Source organism: Pseudomonas sp. BF-RE-25 (assembly GCF_019956105.1).
GTDB lineage: Bacteria > Pseudomonadota > Gammaproteobacteria > Pseudomonadales > Pseudomonadaceae > Aquipseudomonas > Aquipseudomonas migulae.
Window position 1 is genome coordinate 86281 of the sequence record NZ_JAHBDB010000088.1, and the last position, 15032, is coordinate 101312.

16 protein-coding genes are annotated in these 15032 nt (G+C 58.6%); 10 read left to right on the top strand and 6 right to left on the bottom strand.

From position 1 onward, the window contains the following. The first annotated feature begins 13 nt into the window (after nt 1-13). Together KGB24_RS28030 and zapE are read left to right on the top strand one after the other, a co-directional pair. Nucleotides 14-1369, top strand: a complete 1356-nt coding sequence (locus KGB24_RS28030) for a tryptophan--tRNA ligase (RefSeq protein WP_223415074.1) — start codon at nt 14-16, stop codon at nt 1367-1369. Nucleotides 1370-1459: 90 nt separating this feature from the next. Then, complete coding sequence (gene zapE, locus KGB24_RS28035) at nt 1460-2554, top strand: cell division protein ZapE (protein ID WP_008025947.1); 1095 nt, start codon at nt 1460-1462, stop codon at nt 2552-2554. A gap of 183 nt (nt 2555-2737) precedes the next feature. Here the strand turns inward: zapE and KGB24_RS28040 are convergent, their stop codons facing one another. After that, nucleotides 2738-3634, bottom strand: coding sequence for a GlxA family transcriptional regulator (locus tag KGB24_RS28040; protein WP_177318159.1), 897 nt, complete (start codon nt 3632-3634; stop codon nt 2738-2740). 244 nt (nt 3635-3878) lie between these two features. Between KGB24_RS28040 and KGB24_RS28045 the strand changes: the two genes are divergently transcribed. Further along, entirely contained in the window at nt 3879-5015 is a 1137-nt protein-coding gene (locus KGB24_RS28045; RefSeq protein ID WP_192228963.1) for an acyl-CoA dehydrogenase family protein, read from the top strand. Between the two features lie 103 nt (nt 5016-5118). Here KGB24_RS28045 and KGB24_RS28050 read toward each other — a convergent pair whose 3' ends face one another. Then, nucleotides 5119-6159, bottom strand: coding sequence for an NADP(H)-dependent aldo-keto reductase (locus KGB24_RS28050; RefSeq protein WP_008025952.1), 1041 nt, complete (start codon nt 6157-6159; stop codon nt 5119-5121). Nucleotides 6160-6404: 245 nt separating this feature from the next. Between KGB24_RS28050 and rplM the strand changes: the two genes are divergently transcribed. The 7 genes from rplM (at nt 6405) to KGB24_RS28085 (ending at nt 11293) form a co-directional block, all read left to right on the top strand. Next, nucleotides 6405-6833: a 50S ribosomal protein L13 gene (gene rplM / locus KGB24_RS28055; RefSeq protein ID WP_007905295.1), complete on the top strand. Its 429-nt coding sequence runs from the start codon at nt 6405-6407 to the stop codon at nt 6831-6833. A gap of 14 nt (nt 6834-6847) precedes the next feature. Continuing rightward, a complete protein-coding gene (rpsI, locus tag KGB24_RS28060; protein ID WP_003228056.1) occupies nt 6848-7240 on the top strand; it encodes a 30S ribosomal protein S9 in 393 nt (130 codons plus the stop codon). Nucleotides 7241-7507: 267 nt separating this feature from the next. Beyond that, nucleotides 7508-8101 (top strand): ubiquinol-cytochrome c reductase iron-sulfur subunit, encoded by a 594-nt coding sequence (petA, locus tag KGB24_RS28065; protein ID WP_008025954.1) that lies wholly within the window; start codon nt 7508-7510, stop codon nt 8099-8101. Further along, the gene (locus tag KGB24_RS28070; RefSeq protein WP_007943720.1) at nt 8101-9312 is read left to right on the top strand and encodes a cytochrome b; all 1212 of its coding nucleotides are present in this window, start codon (nt 8101-8103) and stop codon (nt 9310-9312) included. Before petA ends, KGB24_RS28070 begins: the two co-directional genes overlap by 1 nt. Beyond that, nucleotides 9312-10094 carry a cytochrome c1 gene (locus KGB24_RS28075; protein ID WP_008025956.1) on the top strand — a complete coding sequence of 261 codons (783 nt, stop codon included), beginning with the start codon at nt 9312-9314 and terminating at the stop codon, nt 10092-10094. The genes KGB24_RS28070 and KGB24_RS28075 overlap by 1 nt, the downstream gene beginning before the upstream one ends. A gap of 151 nt (nt 10095-10245) precedes the next feature. Continuing rightward, nucleotides 10246-10863 carry a glutathione S-transferase N-terminal domain-containing protein gene (locus KGB24_RS28080; protein ID WP_007905304.1) on the top strand — a complete coding sequence of 206 codons (618 nt, stop codon included), beginning with the start codon at nt 10246-10248 and terminating at the stop codon, nt 10861-10863. Nucleotides 10864-10879: 16 nt separating this feature from the next. Continuing rightward, a complete protein-coding gene (locus tag KGB24_RS28085; RefSeq protein ID WP_008025958.1) occupies nt 10880-11293 on the top strand; it encodes a ClpXP protease specificity-enhancing factor in 414 nt (137 codons plus the stop codon). A 138-nt stretch (nt 11294-11431) separates the two neighbouring features. Here the strand turns inward: KGB24_RS28085 and KGB24_RS28090 are convergent, their stop codons facing one another. From KGB24_RS28090 to KGB24_RS28105, 4 genes are all read right to left on the bottom strand, one after another. Further along, a complete protein-coding gene (locus tag KGB24_RS28090; protein ID WP_008025960.1) occupies nt 11432-12010 on the bottom strand; it encodes a BON domain-containing protein in 579 nt (192 codons plus the stop codon). Beyond that, on the bottom strand, nt 12007-12600 hold the full coding sequence (locus KGB24_RS28095; protein WP_008025961.1) for a phosphoheptose isomerase: 594 nt from the start codon (nt 12598-12600) through the stop codon (nt 12007-12009). The genes KGB24_RS28090 and KGB24_RS28095 overlap by 4 nt, the downstream gene beginning before the upstream one ends. Before the next feature lie 104 nt (nt 12601-12704). Then, nucleotides 12705-13067, bottom strand: coding sequence for a YraN family protein (locus KGB24_RS28100; protein WP_223415075.1), 363 nt, complete (start codon nt 13065-13067; stop codon nt 12705-12707). After that, nucleotides 13067-14878: a penicillin-binding protein activator gene (locus KGB24_RS28105; protein ID WP_223415076.1), complete on the bottom strand. Its 1812-nt coding sequence runs from the start codon at nt 14876-14878 to the stop codon at nt 13067-13069. The genes KGB24_RS28100 and KGB24_RS28105 overlap by 1 nt, the downstream gene beginning before the upstream one ends. Nucleotides 14879-15032: the final 154 nt, after the last annotated feature.

Sequence of the window (15032 nt, forward strand, 5' to 3'; positions counted from 1 at the left end):
CAAGCGATTACCCATGACGACTCGTACCCGTATCCTCACCGGCATCACCACCACCGGCACGCCGCACCTGGGCAACTACGCCGGCGCCATCCGCCCGGCGATCCTTGCCAGCCGCGACAGCAATGCCGATTCGTTCTACTTCCTGGCCGACTACCACGCCCTGATCAAATGCGATGACCCGCTGCGCATCCAGCGCTCGCGTCTGGAAATCGCCGCGACCTGGCTGGCCGGTGGCCTGGATGTGGACCGCGTGACGTTCTATCGCCAGTCCGACATCCCGGAAATCCCGGAGCTGACCTGGCTGTTGACCTGTGTTGCGGCCAAGGGCTTGCTTAACCGCGCCCACGCCTACAAGGCTTCGGTGGACAAGAACGTCGAAACCGGCGAAGACCCGGATGCCGGTATCACCATGGGCCTGTACAGCTATCCGGTGCTGATGGCCGCGGACATTCTGATGTTCAACGCGCACAAGGTGCCGGTCGGTCGTGACCAGATCCAGCACGTGGAAATGGCCCGGGATATCGGTCAGCGCTTTAACCATCTGTTTGGCCAGGGCAAAGAATTCTTCACCATGCCCGAGGCGCTGATCGAAGAAAGCGTCGCGACGCTGCCCGGCCTCGACGGTCGCAAGATGTCGAAGAGCTACGACAACACCATTCCGTTGTTCAGCAGCGCCAAAGAGATGAAAGACGCGATCTCGCGGATTGTCACTGACTCCCGCGCGCCGGGCGAAGCCAAAGATCCGGACAATTCGCACCTGTTCACGCTGTTCCAGGCCTTTGCCACCCCGGTACAGTCCGACGAATTCCGCAGCGAATTGTTGCAGGGCCTGGGTTGGGGCGAGGCGAAGAATCGTCTGTTCCAGCTGCTCGACAGCGAACTGGGCGAGTCCCGCGAGCGTTATCACCAACTGATCGAACGCCCGGCTGATCTGGAAGACATCCTGCAAATCGGTGCGAAAAAGGCCCGTGCCGTAGCGACGCCTTTCCTTAACGAATTGCGCGAAGCGGTCGGCTTGCGTTCTTTCGTGGCCCAGACGCAAGTCGCGGCGACCACCAAGAAGAAAGCCGCGAAAGCTGCACGTTTTGTCAGCTTCCGCGAAGACGACGGCAGTTTCCGCTTCCGCCTGCTGGCGGCCGATGGCGAGCAACTGCTGTTGTCGCGCAACTTCGCCGACGGTAAAACCGCTGGTCAGGTGACCAAGCAACTGCAAGCGGGCCAGCCTCTGGACGTGCGGAATGAAGACCTGAGCTTCAGCGTCTGGCTGGAAGGTGAGTGCGTGGCCGATAGCCCGGCGTTCGCCGACACGGCGGCCCGTGACGTTGCCATCGGCGCTCTGCGGATTGCGCTGACGCCGGTTCAGGAATAATCAACGGCTCGGTCCGACCAAGGGCCGATTGCCATTCCCACGGGCCATCGCTACAGTGACGGCCCGTTTTTGTTGCCTTGCTAACGAATTATGACGCCCCTAGAACGATATCAAGCTGATCTGAAACGCCCGGAATTCTTCCATGACGCCGCGCAGGAAACCGCCGTGCGCCATTTGCAGCGCCTGTACGACGATCTGGTCGCGGCCTCGCAGAACAAACCGGGCCTGCTCGGCAAACTGTTTGGCAAGAAAGAACAGGCGCCGGTCAAGGGCCTGTATTTCTGGGGCGGCGTAGGCCGTGGCAAGACTTACCTGGTCGACACCTTCTTCGAAGCGCTGCCGTTCAAGGAAAAGACCCGGACTCACTTCCACCGCTTCATGAAGCGTGTGCACGAAGAGATGAAGACCCTCGGCGGCGAGAAAAACCCGCTGACCATCATCGCCAAGCGTTTCTCCGACGAGTCGCGAGTGATCTGTTTTGATGAATTCTTCGTCTCCGACATCACCGACGCGATGATCCTCGGCACGCTGATGGAAGAGCTGTTCAAGAACGGCGTGACCCTGGTTGCCACTTCGAACATCGTCCCGGACGGTTTGTACAAAGACGGCTTGCAGCGTGCGCGCTTCCTGCCGGCCATCGCGCTGATCAAGCAGAACACCGAGATCGTCAACGTCGACAGCGGCGTCGATTATCGTCTGCGTCACCTCGAGCAAGCGGAGCTGTTCCACTTCCCGCTCGATGAGGCGTCTCACGAAAGCCTGCGCAAGAGCTTCCGTGCGCTGACGCCGGAATGCACGGCGGCCATCGAGAACGATGTGCTGATCATCGAGAACCGCGAAATCCGTGCCTTGCGCACCTGCGATGACGTGGCCTGGTTTGACTTCCGCGAACTCTGCGACGGCCCACGCAGCCAGAACGATTACATCGAACTGGGCAAGATCTTCCACGCCGTGCTGCTCAGCGGTGTCGAGCAGATGAGCGTCACCACCGACGACATCGCCCGACGCTTTATCAACATGGTCGACGAGTTCTACGACCGTAACGTGAAGCTGATAATTTCCGCCGAAGTCGAGCTCAAAGACCTCTACACCGGCGGTCGCCTGAATTTCGAATTCCAGCGCACCCTCAGCCGTCTGCTGGAAATGCAATCCCACGAATTCCTGTCCCGGGCACACAAGCCGTAGGAAATTTCGGAAAATGAAAAAGGCCTGCAATTGCAGGCCTTTTTTATGCGCCCAAGATCCCATGTAGGAGCGAGCTTGCTCGCGATGAACCCGAGTTCGCCGCGGGGCACCAGATTTTACGCGTCATCGTTGACGACCATCGCGAGCAGGCTCGCTCCCACATTGGATTTGTGTGCCTCGTCCTTACGCCGCTTGCTGAAACTGCTGGCGATACTGGTTCGGCGACAACTCGGTGTGCTGGCGGAACAGCCGCGCGAAGAAGCTCGCATCGTCGTAACCGACTTCATAACTGATGGTCTTGATGCTCTTGCGGCTGCCGGACAGCAAGCCCTTTGCCGTTTCAATGCGCAGGCGTTGCAGGTAATGCAGCGGCTTGTCGCCGGTGGCGGTCTGGAAGCGGCGCATGAAGTTGCGGATGCTCATGCCGTGTTCGCGTGCAACGTCCTCGAAGCGGAACTTGTCGGCGAAGTGCTCTTCGAGCCAGTGCTGGATCTGCAGGATGATCACGTCCTGGTGCAGCTTCTGGCCACCGAAACCGATGCGTCCCGGCGAGTAGCTGCGCTGCACTTCATAGAGAATGTCGCGGGCCACGGCCTGGGCCACGTTGGCGCCGCAGAAGCGCTCGATCAGGTAGATATAGAGATCGCACGCCGACGTGGTGCCGCCAGCGCAATAGAGGTTGTCGGCGTCGGTCAGGTGCTTGTCCTGATTGAGATAAACCCTCGGGAAACGCTCGGCAAACGCGTTGAAGAAGCGCCAGTAAGTGGTCGCTTCCTTGCCGTCGAGCAACCCGGCTTCGGCGAGCCAGAACACCCCGGTGGCCTCGCCGCACAGTACCGCGCCGCGCGCATGCTGCTGGCGCAACCACGGCAGGATCTGTGGGTAACGTTGGCAAAGGGTTTCGAAATCGTCCCAGAACGCCGGGAGGATGATGACGTCAGCGTTTTCCAGGCCGCCGTCCACCGGCATGATCACGTCGCTGAAGCTGTTGACCGGTTTGCCGTCGGGGCTGACCAGGCGCGTTTCGAACGCCGGTGTCAGGCCCTGGCCCAGTTGTTTGCCGTAACGCAGGCTGGCCAGGTGGAAGAAATCCTTGGCTTGCATGAGGGTGGAAGCGAAAACCCGGTCGATAGCCAGGATGCTGACGCGCCGCAAGGGCGTGGAGACTTGGTTAGACATAATTCAACTTTATTCTTATAGGGGAAAGTGGTCACCAGACGGCTGGATCGTCTTATTTTTTGTCGGATGTGTCCAGTGTCCTGTATCGGAAGCGAGGCTTAGTCTCTGAAGGTCTATTCCTTCTAACAATAACGACAGGTGCCGCATGATCCCCAGAACCTTGTTCAGTTCCGAGCACGAACTTTTTCGCGACAGCGTGCGAACCTTCCTCGAAAAAGAGGCCGTGCCGTTTCATGGGCAATGGGAAAAACAAGGCTATATCGACCGCCAACTCTGGAACAAGGCAGGGGAGGCGGGGATGCTCTGCTCGCATCTGCCGGAAGAGTACGGCGGGCTGGGAGCGGATTTTCTCTACAGTGCGGTGGTGATCGAAGAGGTGGGGCGTCTGGGGCTTACCGGGATCGGTTTTTCCCTGCATTCCGACATCGTCGCGCCGTACATCCTGCATTACGGCAGCGAAGCGCTGAAACACAAATACCTGCCAAAACTGGTGTCCGGCGAAATGGTCACCGCTATTGCCATGACCGAGCCGGGTGCCGGTTCCGACCTGCAAGGGGTGAAAACCACGGCGGTGCTCGATGGCGATGAATATGTGATCAACGGTTCGAAGACGTTCATCACCAACGGCTATCTCGCGGACCTGGTGATTGTCGTGGCCAAGACCGATCCGAAGGCAGGCGCGAAAGGCACCAGCCTGTTTCTGGTCGAGGCCGACACGCCGGGCTTTGCCAAGGGCAAGCGCCTGGAAAAAGTCGGCATGAAAGCGCAGGACACCTCGGAGCTGTTCTTCCAGGATGTTCGCGTGCCGAAAGAAAACCTGCTGGGCCAGGCCGGGATGGGCTTCGCGTATCTGATGCAGGAATTGCCGCAAGAGCGTCTGACGGTTGCTGTTGGCGGACTGGCGTCGGCTGAGGCTGCGCTGCAATGGACGCTGGAATACACCCGCGAGCGCAAGGCGTTCGGCAAGGCGATTGCCGACTTCCAGAACACCCGTTTCAAGCTGGCGGAGATGGCGACCGAGATCCAGATTGGCCGGGTCTTCGTCGATCGCTGCCTGGAGTTGCACCTGCAAGGCAAGCTCGATGTGCCGACGGCGGCGATGGCCAAGTATTGGGGCACGGACCTGCAATGCAAGGTGCTCGACGAGTGCGTGCAGTTGCATGGCGGCTACGGGTTCATGTGGGAATACCCGATCGCCCGGGCGTGGGCGGATGCGCGGGTGCAGCGGATTTATGCCGGCACCAACGAAATCATGAAGGAGATTATTGCCAGATCCTTGTAGGAGCGAGCTTGCTCGCGATGAATTTGAGGACGACACGTCTTTCCAGGTTGCACGCGTTATCGTTCACGTCCATCGCGAGCAAGCTCGCTCCTGCATGTGCGAGTTACGGTGCTGGATTCGGGTGATCCTTGTGGATCGCCTCGATCCCCGCCAGCACTTCATCGGAAAGTTTCAGCTCGAAGCTGGCAATGTTGCTGTCCAGCTGTTCCAGCGTCGTCGCGCCGATGATGTTGCTGGTCACGAACGGCTGCTGCGTCACAAACGCCAAGGCCATTTGCGCCGGGTCCAGACCGTGCTCGCGGGCCAGCGCCACATAACGGCTGCAGGCGGCTTCCGACTGTGGATTGAAATAGCGGCTGAAGCGGCTGTAGAGGCTCAGGCGACCTTTCGGCGGACGCGCGCCACCTTCGTACTTGCCCGACAGGAAACCGAACGCCAGCGGCGAATAGGCCAGCAAGCCGCACTGTTCGCGGATGGCGATTTCCGCCAGGCCGACTTCGAAGCTGCGGTTGAGCAGGTTGTACGGGTTCTGGATCGACACTGCACGCGGCCAGCCACGGGCTTCGGCCAGTGCCAGGAAACGCATCGTGCCCCACGGCGTTTCGTTGGACAGGCCGATGTGGCGGATCTTGCCGGCCTTGACCTGTTCGTCCAGCGCTTCGAGGGTGTCCTCCAGCGGGGTCAGGTTCGCTTCGCTCTTGTGTTTGTAGCCAAGTTGACCGAAGAAGTTGGTGCTGCGCTCCGGCCAGTGCAATTGATAGAGGTCGATATAGTCGGTCTGCAGGCGCTTGAGGCTCGCATCCACGGCTTCGGTGATGTGCTGGCGGTTGTGGCGCAGGTTTTTGTCACGGATGTAGTCGATGGTGTTGCCGGGGCCGGCGATCTTGCTGGCCAGGATCCAGTCGGCACGATCACCGCGGCTTTTGAAGTAATTGCCGATGTAGCGCTCGGTGGTGGCATAGGTTTCAGCTTTCGGTGGTACCGGGTACATCTCGGCGGTGTCGATGAAATTGATCCCGGCGCTTTTGGCCCGTTCAATCTGTGCGAAGGCTTCAGCTTCACTGTTTTGCTCGCCCCAGGTCATGGTTCCGAGGCAGATGGCGCTCACGTTCAGATTGGTTCGGCCTAGCTGTCGATAATCCATCAGGTGCTCCTTGGGCAAAACAATCATAAAAGCAGGTTGAAATATTTTTCGCAATCTGCATAATTGCGCACCTCTTTCTGCAGTGGAAGTGATGCGCCGCCGCCGAAGAATCTTGCCGTTGAACGGACGCGCCGACCCGAGCCCCCGAAAGCGTCTGTATCCGGCTGCCTTTGACTTGTCAAAGTACGCACTATTCAGTAAGATCCGCCGTCTAATTTACAGGGCGGCCCCTGAGGCTATAAAGAATGAAAACTTTTACTGCTAAACCGGAAACAGTACAGCGCGACTGGTTTGTCGTCGACGCTGCAGGTCAGACCCTGGGTCGTCTGGCCACCGAAATCGCGAGCCGTCTGCGTGGCAAGCATAAAGCTGAGTACACTCCTCACGTTGACACCGGCGATTACATCGTCGTTATCAATGCCGAGCAGATTCGTGTAACCGGTGCTAAAACCACCGACAAAATCTACTACTCCCACTCCGGTTTCCCGGGCGGCATCAAGTCGATCAACTTCGAAAAGCTGATCGCTAAAGCCCCTGAGCGCGTGATCGAGACCGCGGTCAAAGGCATGCTGCCTAAGAACCCGCTGGGTCGCGACATGTATCGTAAGCTGAAAGTCTATGCGGGCGCTGTACACCCTCATACTGCTCAGCAGCCCCAAGAACTGAAGTTTTAACGGAATAGTTCATTATGTCGGCGACTCAAAATTACGGCACTGGCCGTCGCAAGACCGCAACCGCACGCGTTTTCCTGCGTCCGGGTACTGGTAACATCTCCATCAACAACCGTTCGCTGGATAATTTCTTCGGCCGCGAAACTGCCCGCATGGTAGTTCGTCAGCCGCTGGAATTGACTGAGACTGTCGAGAAGTTCGACATCTACGTCACCGTGATCGGCGGTGGTGTAAGTGGTCAAGCTGGCGCAATCCGCCACGGCATCACTCGCGCTCTGATGGACTACGACGAAACCCTGCGTAGCGCTCTGCGCAAAGCTGGCTTCGTTACTCGCGATGCCCGTGAAGTTGAACGTAAGAAAGTCGGTCTGCGTAAAGCGCGTAAGCGTCCGCAGTACTCGAAGCGTTAATTCGCTTTCACGTTCAAAAAGAACGCCCAGTTTCCTCACGGAGCTGGGCGTTTTTTTATGGGTGCGATTTATCAAAGAATTGCTCTGTGACAACTTGCCACATCCGCAGAGCCCCTATACTACAAGGCTTGGCAGTGGAGCCCTTCGGTAATTACCTTGTCAGAATTGGGGCTTTTCATTACCATTCGGCAAAATTTTTATAAGTACATAGTTTTACTTAGTAGATGCCTGATTTAACAGGCCACAAAGCTGATGGGAGAGGACTGAATGAGCAATGACGGCGTGAATGCAGGCCGGCGTCGCTTCTTGGTAGCAGCCACATCCGTGGTGGGTGCTGCAGGAGCGGTGGGGGCTGCGGTCCCGTTCGTGGGGTCATGGTTTCCCAGTGCCAAGGCGAAAGCCGCAGGTGCACCGGTGAAAGTGAATGTCAGCAAAATCGAGCCAGGCCAGCAGATGATTGCTGAGTGGCGCGGTCAGCCGGTGTTCATTGTCCGCCGTACCGAGGAAATCCTGGGGAATCTGAAAAAGATCGAGGGCCAGCTGGCTGACCCGACCTCCAAGAACTCGACACAACCGACCTATGTCGACCCGGTAACGCGTTCGATCAAGCCAGAGGTTCTGCTGCTGATCGGTATCTGTACGCACCTGGGGTGCTCGCCGACCTTCCGCCCCGAAGTGGCACCTGCTGATCTGGGCAAGGACTGGGTGGGCGGCTATTTCTGCCCGTGCCACGGTTCCCACTACGATCTGGCTGGCCGCGTCTACAAGTCGCAACCTGCGCCTTTGAACCTGCCAGTTCCCCCGCATTCCTATGAGACCAATGAGATTATTGTCATTGGCGTCGATACGGAGAAAGCGTGATGAGCAAGTTCATGGATTGGGTTGATGCGCGCTTTCCCGCGACCAAAATGTGGGAAGACCATCTCAGCAAGTACTACGCCCCGAAGAACTTCAACTTCTTCTACTTCTTTGGTTCCCTGGCGCTGCTCGTTCTGGTCAACCAGATCGTTACCGGTGTCTGGCTGACCATGAGCTACACCCCGTCGGCGGAAGAAGCGTTTGCTTCCGTCGAATACATCATGCGTGACGTCGAGTACGGCTCGATCCTGCGTCTGCTGCACTCCACCGGCGCTTCGGCGTTCTTCATCGTGGTTTATCTGCACATGTTCCGTGGCTTGCTCTACGGTTCGTATCAGAAGCCGCGTGAGCTGGTGTGGGTCTTCGGCATGCTGATCTACCTGGCGCTGATGGCGGAAGCCTTCATGGGTTACCTACTGCCGTGGGGCCAGATGTCCTACTGGGGTGCCCAGGTGATCATCTCGCTGTTCGGTGCGATCCCGGTTATCGGTAACGACCTGACTCAGTGGATCCGTGGTGACTACCTGATTTCCGGTATCACGCTGAACCGCTTCTTCGCCCTGCACGTTGTTGCCCTGCCGATCGTGATTCTCGGTCTGGTGGTGCTGCACGTACTGGCGCTGCACGAAGTCGGCTCGAACAACCCGGACGGCGTGGACATCAAGAAATACAAAGACGAAAACGGCGTACCGCTGGACGGCATTGCCTTCCACCCGTACTACACCGTGAAAGATATCGTCGGCGTGGTGGTGTTCCTGTTCATCTTCTGCTCGATCGTGTTCTTCTTCCCGGAAATGGGCGGCTACTTCCTCGAGAAGCCGAACTTTGAAGTGGCGAACGCGTTCAAGACCCCAGAGCACATTGCTCCGGTCTGGTACTTCACACCGTTCTACGCGATTCTGCGGGCGGTTCCGGACAAGCTCCTGGGCGTTATCGCCATGGGTGCGGCCATCGCTGTACTGTTCGTCCTGCCATGGCTGGACCGTAGCCCGGTCAAGTCTATGCGCTACAAAGGCTGGTTGAGCAAAATCTGGCTCTGGGTGTTCTGCATCTCGTTCGTGATTCTGGGCGTGCTGGGTGTTCTGGCGCCGACTCCAGGCCGTACGTTGCTGTCGCAGGTGTGTACTTTCCTGTACTTCGCCTACTTCATTCTGATGCCTTTCTACACCAGGCTCGAGAAGACCAAACCGGTTCCGGAAAGGGTGACTGGCTGATGAAAAAGCTATTTGCTGTACTGATTCTTGCTGCTTTGCCTGTACTGTCCTTCGCTGCCGAGCACGGTGGCCCTGAGTTGGAAAAGGTCGACATCGACGTTTCCGACAAGGCCGCCATGCAAGATGGCGCGCGTACATTCGCCAACTACTGCATGGGCTGCCACAGCGCCAAGTTCCAGCGCTACGAGCGTGTTGCCGACGATCTGGGCATTCCTCACGATCTGATGCTGTCGAAGCTGGTGTTCACTGGCGCCAAGATCGGCGACCACATGAGCATCGGCATGCAGCCGGCTGACGCCAAGACCTGGTTCGGTGCTGCACCGCCCGACCTGACCCTGGTGGCTCGTGTTCGCGGTACGGACTGGCTCTACGGCTACCTGAAGTCGTTCTACGAAGATCCGTCGCGTCCTTGGGGCGTGAACAACAAGGTCTTCCCGAACGTGGGCATGCCGAACGTCCTGGTGGGCCTGCAAGGTCGTCAGGTCGTCGGTTGCAAACAGGTCCAGATCGTCGAAGACGGCAAGAAGCAATATGATCCGCTGACCGGTACCGCGCTGACTCATGAAGCGTGCGATCAGCTGACCATCGTGCCGAAGAGCGGTGCTCTGACCGAAGAGCAGTTCGATGAGAAGGTCAAGAATCTGGTAACCTTCCTCGCTTACTCGGCTAACCCGGTTAAGCTGCAGCATCAGCGCATTGGTACCTACGTCTTGCTGTACCTGGCGTTCTTCTTCGTATTCGCCTACTTGCTCAAGCGCGAATACTGGAAAGATGTGCACTGATAAAGTTTCAAGCAATTGCTGTTAATCGCGCGCGCCCAAGGGCGTCTCTGAAGGTGTAACGAGTCTGGTTTATCCAGGCGTTACGGGAGACGCCCTCTGGGCGCGCTCGTTTTTCCGCTTCCGATAATTTCAACAAGCGAGGAGGACCGCCATGGGCGTGACCAATCGGTTGGCCTGTTACTCCGACCCCGCCGACCACTATTCCCACCGAGTGCGCATCGTACTTGCAGAGAAGGGTGTCAGCGCCGAGATCATTTACGTGGAAGCTGGCCGCCAGCCGCCTAAACTGATTGAGGTGAACCCTTACGGAAGCCTGCCCACCCTGGTCGATCGTGACCTGGCGTTGTGGGAGTCGACCGTGGTGATGGAATATCTGGATGAGCGTTACCCGCATCCGCCTTTGCTGCCGGTTTATCCAGTGGCGCGTGCCAACAGCCGTTTGCTGATTCATCGTATTCAGCGTGACTGGTGTGGTCTGGTGGATCTGATCCTGGATTCGCGGACCAAGGAAGCTGCCCGTGTCGTTGCTCGTAAAGAGCTGCGTGAAAGCCTGACTGGCGTGTCGCCGCTGTTCGCCGACAAGCCGTTTTTCCTCAGCGAGGAACAAAGTCTGGTGGATTGCTGCCTACTACCAATACTCTGGCGTTTGCCGATTTTGGGTATTGAACTGCCACGGCCCGCCAAGCCGTTGCTTGATTACATGGAGCGCTCGTTTGCGCGTGAGGCTTTCCAGGCAAGTCTGTCTGGCGTCGAACGCGATATGCGCTAAGGCTTAAGGAGCCGCTATGAACTCCAGTCGACCTTATCTGGTCCGCGCGCTCTACGAGTGGATTGTGGACAACGATTGCACCCCGCACATGCTGGTCAATTCCGAGTATCCGTCGGTGCAGGTGCCTCAGGGTTTTGCCAGTGACGGACAGATTGTCCTGAACGTGTCACCGGCCGCCGTGCGTCATCTGCACATGGACAACGAAGCGGTCAGCTTCGAAGGGCGCTTCGGTGGCGTGCCGCACACCCTGTACGTGCCTATCGCAGCGATCCTGGGTATTTACGCCCGGGAGAACGGTCAGGGCATGGTGTTCGATCTGGAATCGCCTATGGAAGACGAGGAAGAGATCGAGCCGGATGATGATCTTCCGCCGCCGGACAGTGAGCCGCCGCGCCCAAGCGGTCGGCCAAGTTTGAAAGTGGTGAAGTAATAAAAAAGGCGATCCGAAAGGATCGCCTTTTTTATTACTTGTAGGAGCCGGCTTGCCGGCGAAGGCGTCCTCGAAATCGCCTTCGCCGGCAAGCCTGGCTCCTACAGGGTGATGACGGTCTCTAGATCGCCGCTAGTATCAGTCAATGTACTCAAACAGCTTCACAATCTTCTGCACGCCGGAAACACCCTGCACCAGATTGGTCGCCTGGGCGGCTTCCTGCTTGGTCAGCAGACCCAGTAAATAGACGATGCCGTTTTCAGTGACAACCTTGATGCGCGAGCCCGGGATGTTCGGATCGGTGAGCATCTGGGTCTTGATCTTGGAGGTCAGCCAGGTGTCGTTCTGGCGGGCGAGGAAACCGGAAGGCGGCAGCACCTGCAGTTCGTTGTGCACCGTTTTCACGCGCTGCACGGCGGCAGCGGCCTGTTCGGCCTTGGCCTTGAGGTCGGCGCGTGGCGTTTGCCCGGCGAGCAGTACGACGCCGTTGAAGCTGGTGACGACGATGTGCGAATCGTTGTCCAGGGCTGGATCGGCCTTGGCGATGTTCACGCCGACTTTGGTGTCGATCAGAGAGTCGTCGATCTTGCTGCCTAAGGTGCGTGTGCCGCGATCATCATCGATCGGCGCTTCACGGCTGGCATTCACCACCGAGGTGCAGCCGCTGATGCCGAGGCACAGGGTCAAGGCCAGAAGGCCTAGGCGATTAGGGGTCATTCTTCACTCCCGAACAGTTGGCTGTCGATCAAATCGCAAAGGCAATGGATCGCCAGCAGGTGGACTTCCTGAATACGTGCGGTGACGTTGGCCGGTACGCGAATCTCGACGTCCTCGGGCAATAGCAGCGACGCCATGCCGCCGCCATCGCGACCGGTCAATGCTACGACAATCATTTCGCGATCATGTGCGGCCTGGATCGCTTGAATAATGTTCGCCGAGTTGCCGCTGGTGGAAATCGCCAGCAGTACGTCGCCCGGCTGGCCGAGCGCGCGGATCTGCTTGGAGAAGATTTCGTTGTAGCTGTAGTCGTTGGCGATCGAGGTGATCGTCGAGCTGTCGGTGGTCAACGCGATGGCCGGCAGGCTCGGACGCTCACGTTCAAAGCGGTTGAGCAGCTCGGACGAGAAATGCTGGGCATCGCCCGCGGAACCGCCGTTGCCGCAGGAGAGCATTTTGCCCTCGTTGAGCAGGGCGTTGACCATCACTTGGCTGGCTTGCTCGATGTGCGGTGCAAGTACGTCCATCGCCATTTGCTTGGTGTCGATACTGGCCTGAAAAAGCTGGCGAATTCGGGATTGCATGTCCATCTGTGTGACCTTAATTAGCGCGGCTACTCGGCACATGAATGTGCAGCCCGCAAAGCAAAGAGCAAAATTGTCGGGTGAAAGTGTCCGGTTCGGGACGCACGCGATCAGCTGTCGAAGGCATTCTGCAGCCAGTTCAACTGATCGAGGCTGCTGTCGATGGCAACCACGTCGAAACGGCAAGGGGAATTGGCCCAACGCGACTCGCGCTGAAGAAAATACTGCGCGGCAGAAATCAGTTTCTGCCGTTTGCGCTCATCGATGCTATCGAGCGCGCCACCCCATTGAGTGTTTTTTCTGTAGCGAACTTCAACGAATACTACTGTATCGCCATCAAGCATGACCAGATCAAGCTCGCCGCGTTTACACAACCAGTTCTGCGCCAGCAGGCGCAGACCCTGTTGTTGCAGATGCTCGAGCGCATGGCGCTCGGCATCTTTACCGCTTTGCTGGCGTGACCGGTCAGGCATCAGCGCGGGGTGTCCGGCAGGCGTTGAACCTGGCCGTTGGCGAACTGTGCCCACGGCAACTGGCGCACGACGCGCTGGTTCTGAGTCATGCCCAGGCTACCCGATTGACCTTCGATGCGGCTGTCCGGCAGCGCCTTGAGTTGCCCCAGGCGCGGAGCCAGGCGGTAGGCGTCGACGCCCATCGCATACAAACGACCCAGGCTGCCGGCGGCTTGTGGCCATTGTGTGGTCACTTGCTTGCGCAGCGGGTCGTTGGCGTCCAGCAACCATGGGGTTTCGCAGAAGCGAATGCCGTTCATGTCGTTGTACTGGTTCACGTCGCCGCTGGCACTGAATACGTGGGACGTGGCGTAAACCGGCACATCGCCTGCGTATTGGAAGTTCAGGGTCGGTTTGATCTGCTGGGCTTGCTGAGGTGTGGCGGCCAGGAAGATGAACTCGATGTCCTGGCGACGCGAAGGCTGGGCAGCGACCTGCGAACCGACGGTGCTTTGCAGGCTCTTGGCGCGGCCTTCGCTCTGGCGCAGCTGGAACATGTCGGCAATCTGCTGGGCCAGTTGCACTGGCTGATCAACGCGCTCGGTGGCAACGATGCTGCCACCGTTTGCCTGCCAGTCCTGGCTGAACGCTCGGAGTACGCGGTCGCCCCATTCGCCTTTCGGCACCATGATCGCGGCGCGATGCAGGCCATCGGCGCGAGCGCGACGGGATACTTCGCGGGCTTCGTCTTCAGCGGCAAGACCGAACTGGAACAACTGGGCCGGGCCTTGTTCGCCTTCGCTGTAGTTCAGCGCCAGGGTCGTGATCGGCAGCTGTGGGCGAGTGCTGAGCTGTTTGACCAGTGGTTTTTCCAGCGGACCGACGACCAGTTGCACGCCATCGGCCTGAGCCTTGCGATAGAACTCGTCAAGGGAAGTCAGGCGCGAGCTGTCATAGAACTCGATGGCAGGCGGCTTCTGGCCGGCCTGTTGAGCCTGGTAGTGTGCTGCCATGAAACCTTCGCGAAGCGCTTTGCCGACCGATGCCAGCGGGCCGTCTTGCGGCAGCAGCAGGGCGATCTTGCTCAGAGGCTGGCTGGCCAGTTCCTTGAGTTTGGTCAGTGACAGCGGCAACTGAATGGCGGCCGGGTGTTTAGGGTTCTGGGTGCGCCAGTTGTCGATCGCAGCTTGTTGCTGCTCAAGCGTGCCGGCTGTTTTAACCACCAGCGCCAGGCCCATCCAGCCACCGAGGTCGTCCTTGGTGGTTGGCTGCAATTGGTCGGTTGGCAGCGAAGCGATCAGGGTCCAGATCGCTTCGTGGTTTTTGCCTGCCGCTTCACCGCTCAACATCGGCGCGATGAAAATACGCTCCCGTGCGGCGGCGAGGGTCTGGCCATCGGCCTCAAGGGCGCGGGCGTGCACGGTGCCGGTGCGAATCTGTTGTTCCTCCGGCAATTCACCCAGGCGTTGCAGGCTTGGATGGCTCAAAGCGGTCAGCGCCGCTTTCGGCTGATTGCGGGTCATGGCCAGTTCAGCCGCCAGCGTGTTGGCGAAGACCTGTTGGCCTGGCTTGAGTTGCTCGACCGGCACTTGTTGCAGGATTTGCGCGGACTGGCCGGCATTGCCCTGGCGATAAGCGAGGTCGGCCGCGCTCAGGCGAAACAGCGCGGCTTGTTCCGGCGTTTTGCTTTTAGCGGCCTGATCGAGCAGTTGCTCGATACTGGCATCCGGGGTCCGTGGGAGTTCGCCAAGGCTGGAAGAGGGCGAGCTGGCGCAAGCCGCCAGCAAGGCAGCGAGGCAGAGGGCAGTGAACAGCCGCAGGCAAGCGATCATGTAGTGTTCCTGATACTCGATCAAATAAGCGTGGAATTGTACCCAAGCACTGGCCGGGGCGCGATGTTACTGGCGTGAATCGATCAATTTAGCTCGTACAAATGTTGCAGCACTGCACCGTAGCCTGAAAAACCCGGGGTTGCTTGCGCGTATC

Bases quoted from the DNA above. Each gene is read 5' to 3' on its own strand.
- KGB24_RS28105 (WP_223415076.1), bottom strand. From the start codon at position 14,878: ATGATCGCTTGCCTGCGGCTGTTCACTGCCCTCTGCCTCGCTGCCTTG.
- KGB24_RS28045 (WP_192228963.1), top strand. From the start codon at position 3,879: ATGATCCCCAGAACCTTGTTCAGTTCCGAGCACGAACTTTTTCGCGAC.
- KGB24_RS28050 (WP_008025952.1), bottom strand. From the start codon at position 6,159: ATGGATTATCGACAGCTAGGCCGAACCAATCTGAACGTGAGCGCCATC.
- rpsI (WP_003228056.1), top strand. From the start codon at position 6,848: ATGTCGGCGACTCAAAATTACGGCACTGGCCGTCGCAAGACCGCAACC.
- petA (WP_008025954.1), top strand. From the start codon at position 7,508: ATGAGCAATGACGGCGTGAATGCAGGCCGGCGTCGCTTCTTGGTAGCA.
- KGB24_RS28070 (WP_007943720.1), top strand. From the start codon at position 8,101: ATGAGCAAGTTCATGGATTGGGTTGATGCGCGCTTTCCCGCGACCAAA.
- KGB24_RS28100 (WP_223415075.1), bottom strand. From the start codon at position 13,067: ATGCCTGACCGGTCACGCCAGCAAAGCGGTAAAGATGCCGAGCGCCAT.
- KGB24_RS28095 (WP_008025961.1), bottom strand. From the start codon at position 12,600: ATGGACATGCAATCCCGAATTCGCCAGCTTTTTCAGGCCAGTATCGAC.
- KGB24_RS28080 (WP_007905304.1), top strand. From the start codon at position 10,246: ATGGGCGTGACCAATCGGTTGGCCTGTTACTCCGACCCCGCCGACCAC.
- KGB24_RS28085 (WP_008025958.1), top strand. From the start codon at position 10,880: ATGAACTCCAGTCGACCTTATCTGGTCCGCGCGCTCTACGAGTGGATT.
- KGB24_RS28075 (WP_008025956.1), top strand. From the start codon at position 9,312: ATGAAAAAGCTATTTGCTGTACTGATTCTTGCTGCTTTGCCTGTACTG.
- KGB24_RS28090 (WP_008025960.1), bottom strand. From the start codon at position 12,010: ATGACCCCTAATCGCCTAGGCCTTCTGGCCTTGACCCTGTGCCTCGGC.
- zapE (WP_008025947.1), top strand. From the start codon at position 1,460: ATGACGCCCCTAGAACGATATCAAGCTGATCTGAAACGCCCGGAATTC.
- KGB24_RS28030 (WP_223415074.1), top strand. From the start codon at position 14: ATGACGACTCGTACCCGTATCCTCACCGGCATCACCACCACCGGCACG.
- rplM (WP_007905295.1), top strand. From the start codon at position 6,405: ATGAAAACTTTTACTGCTAAACCGGAAACAGTACAGCGCGACTGGTTT.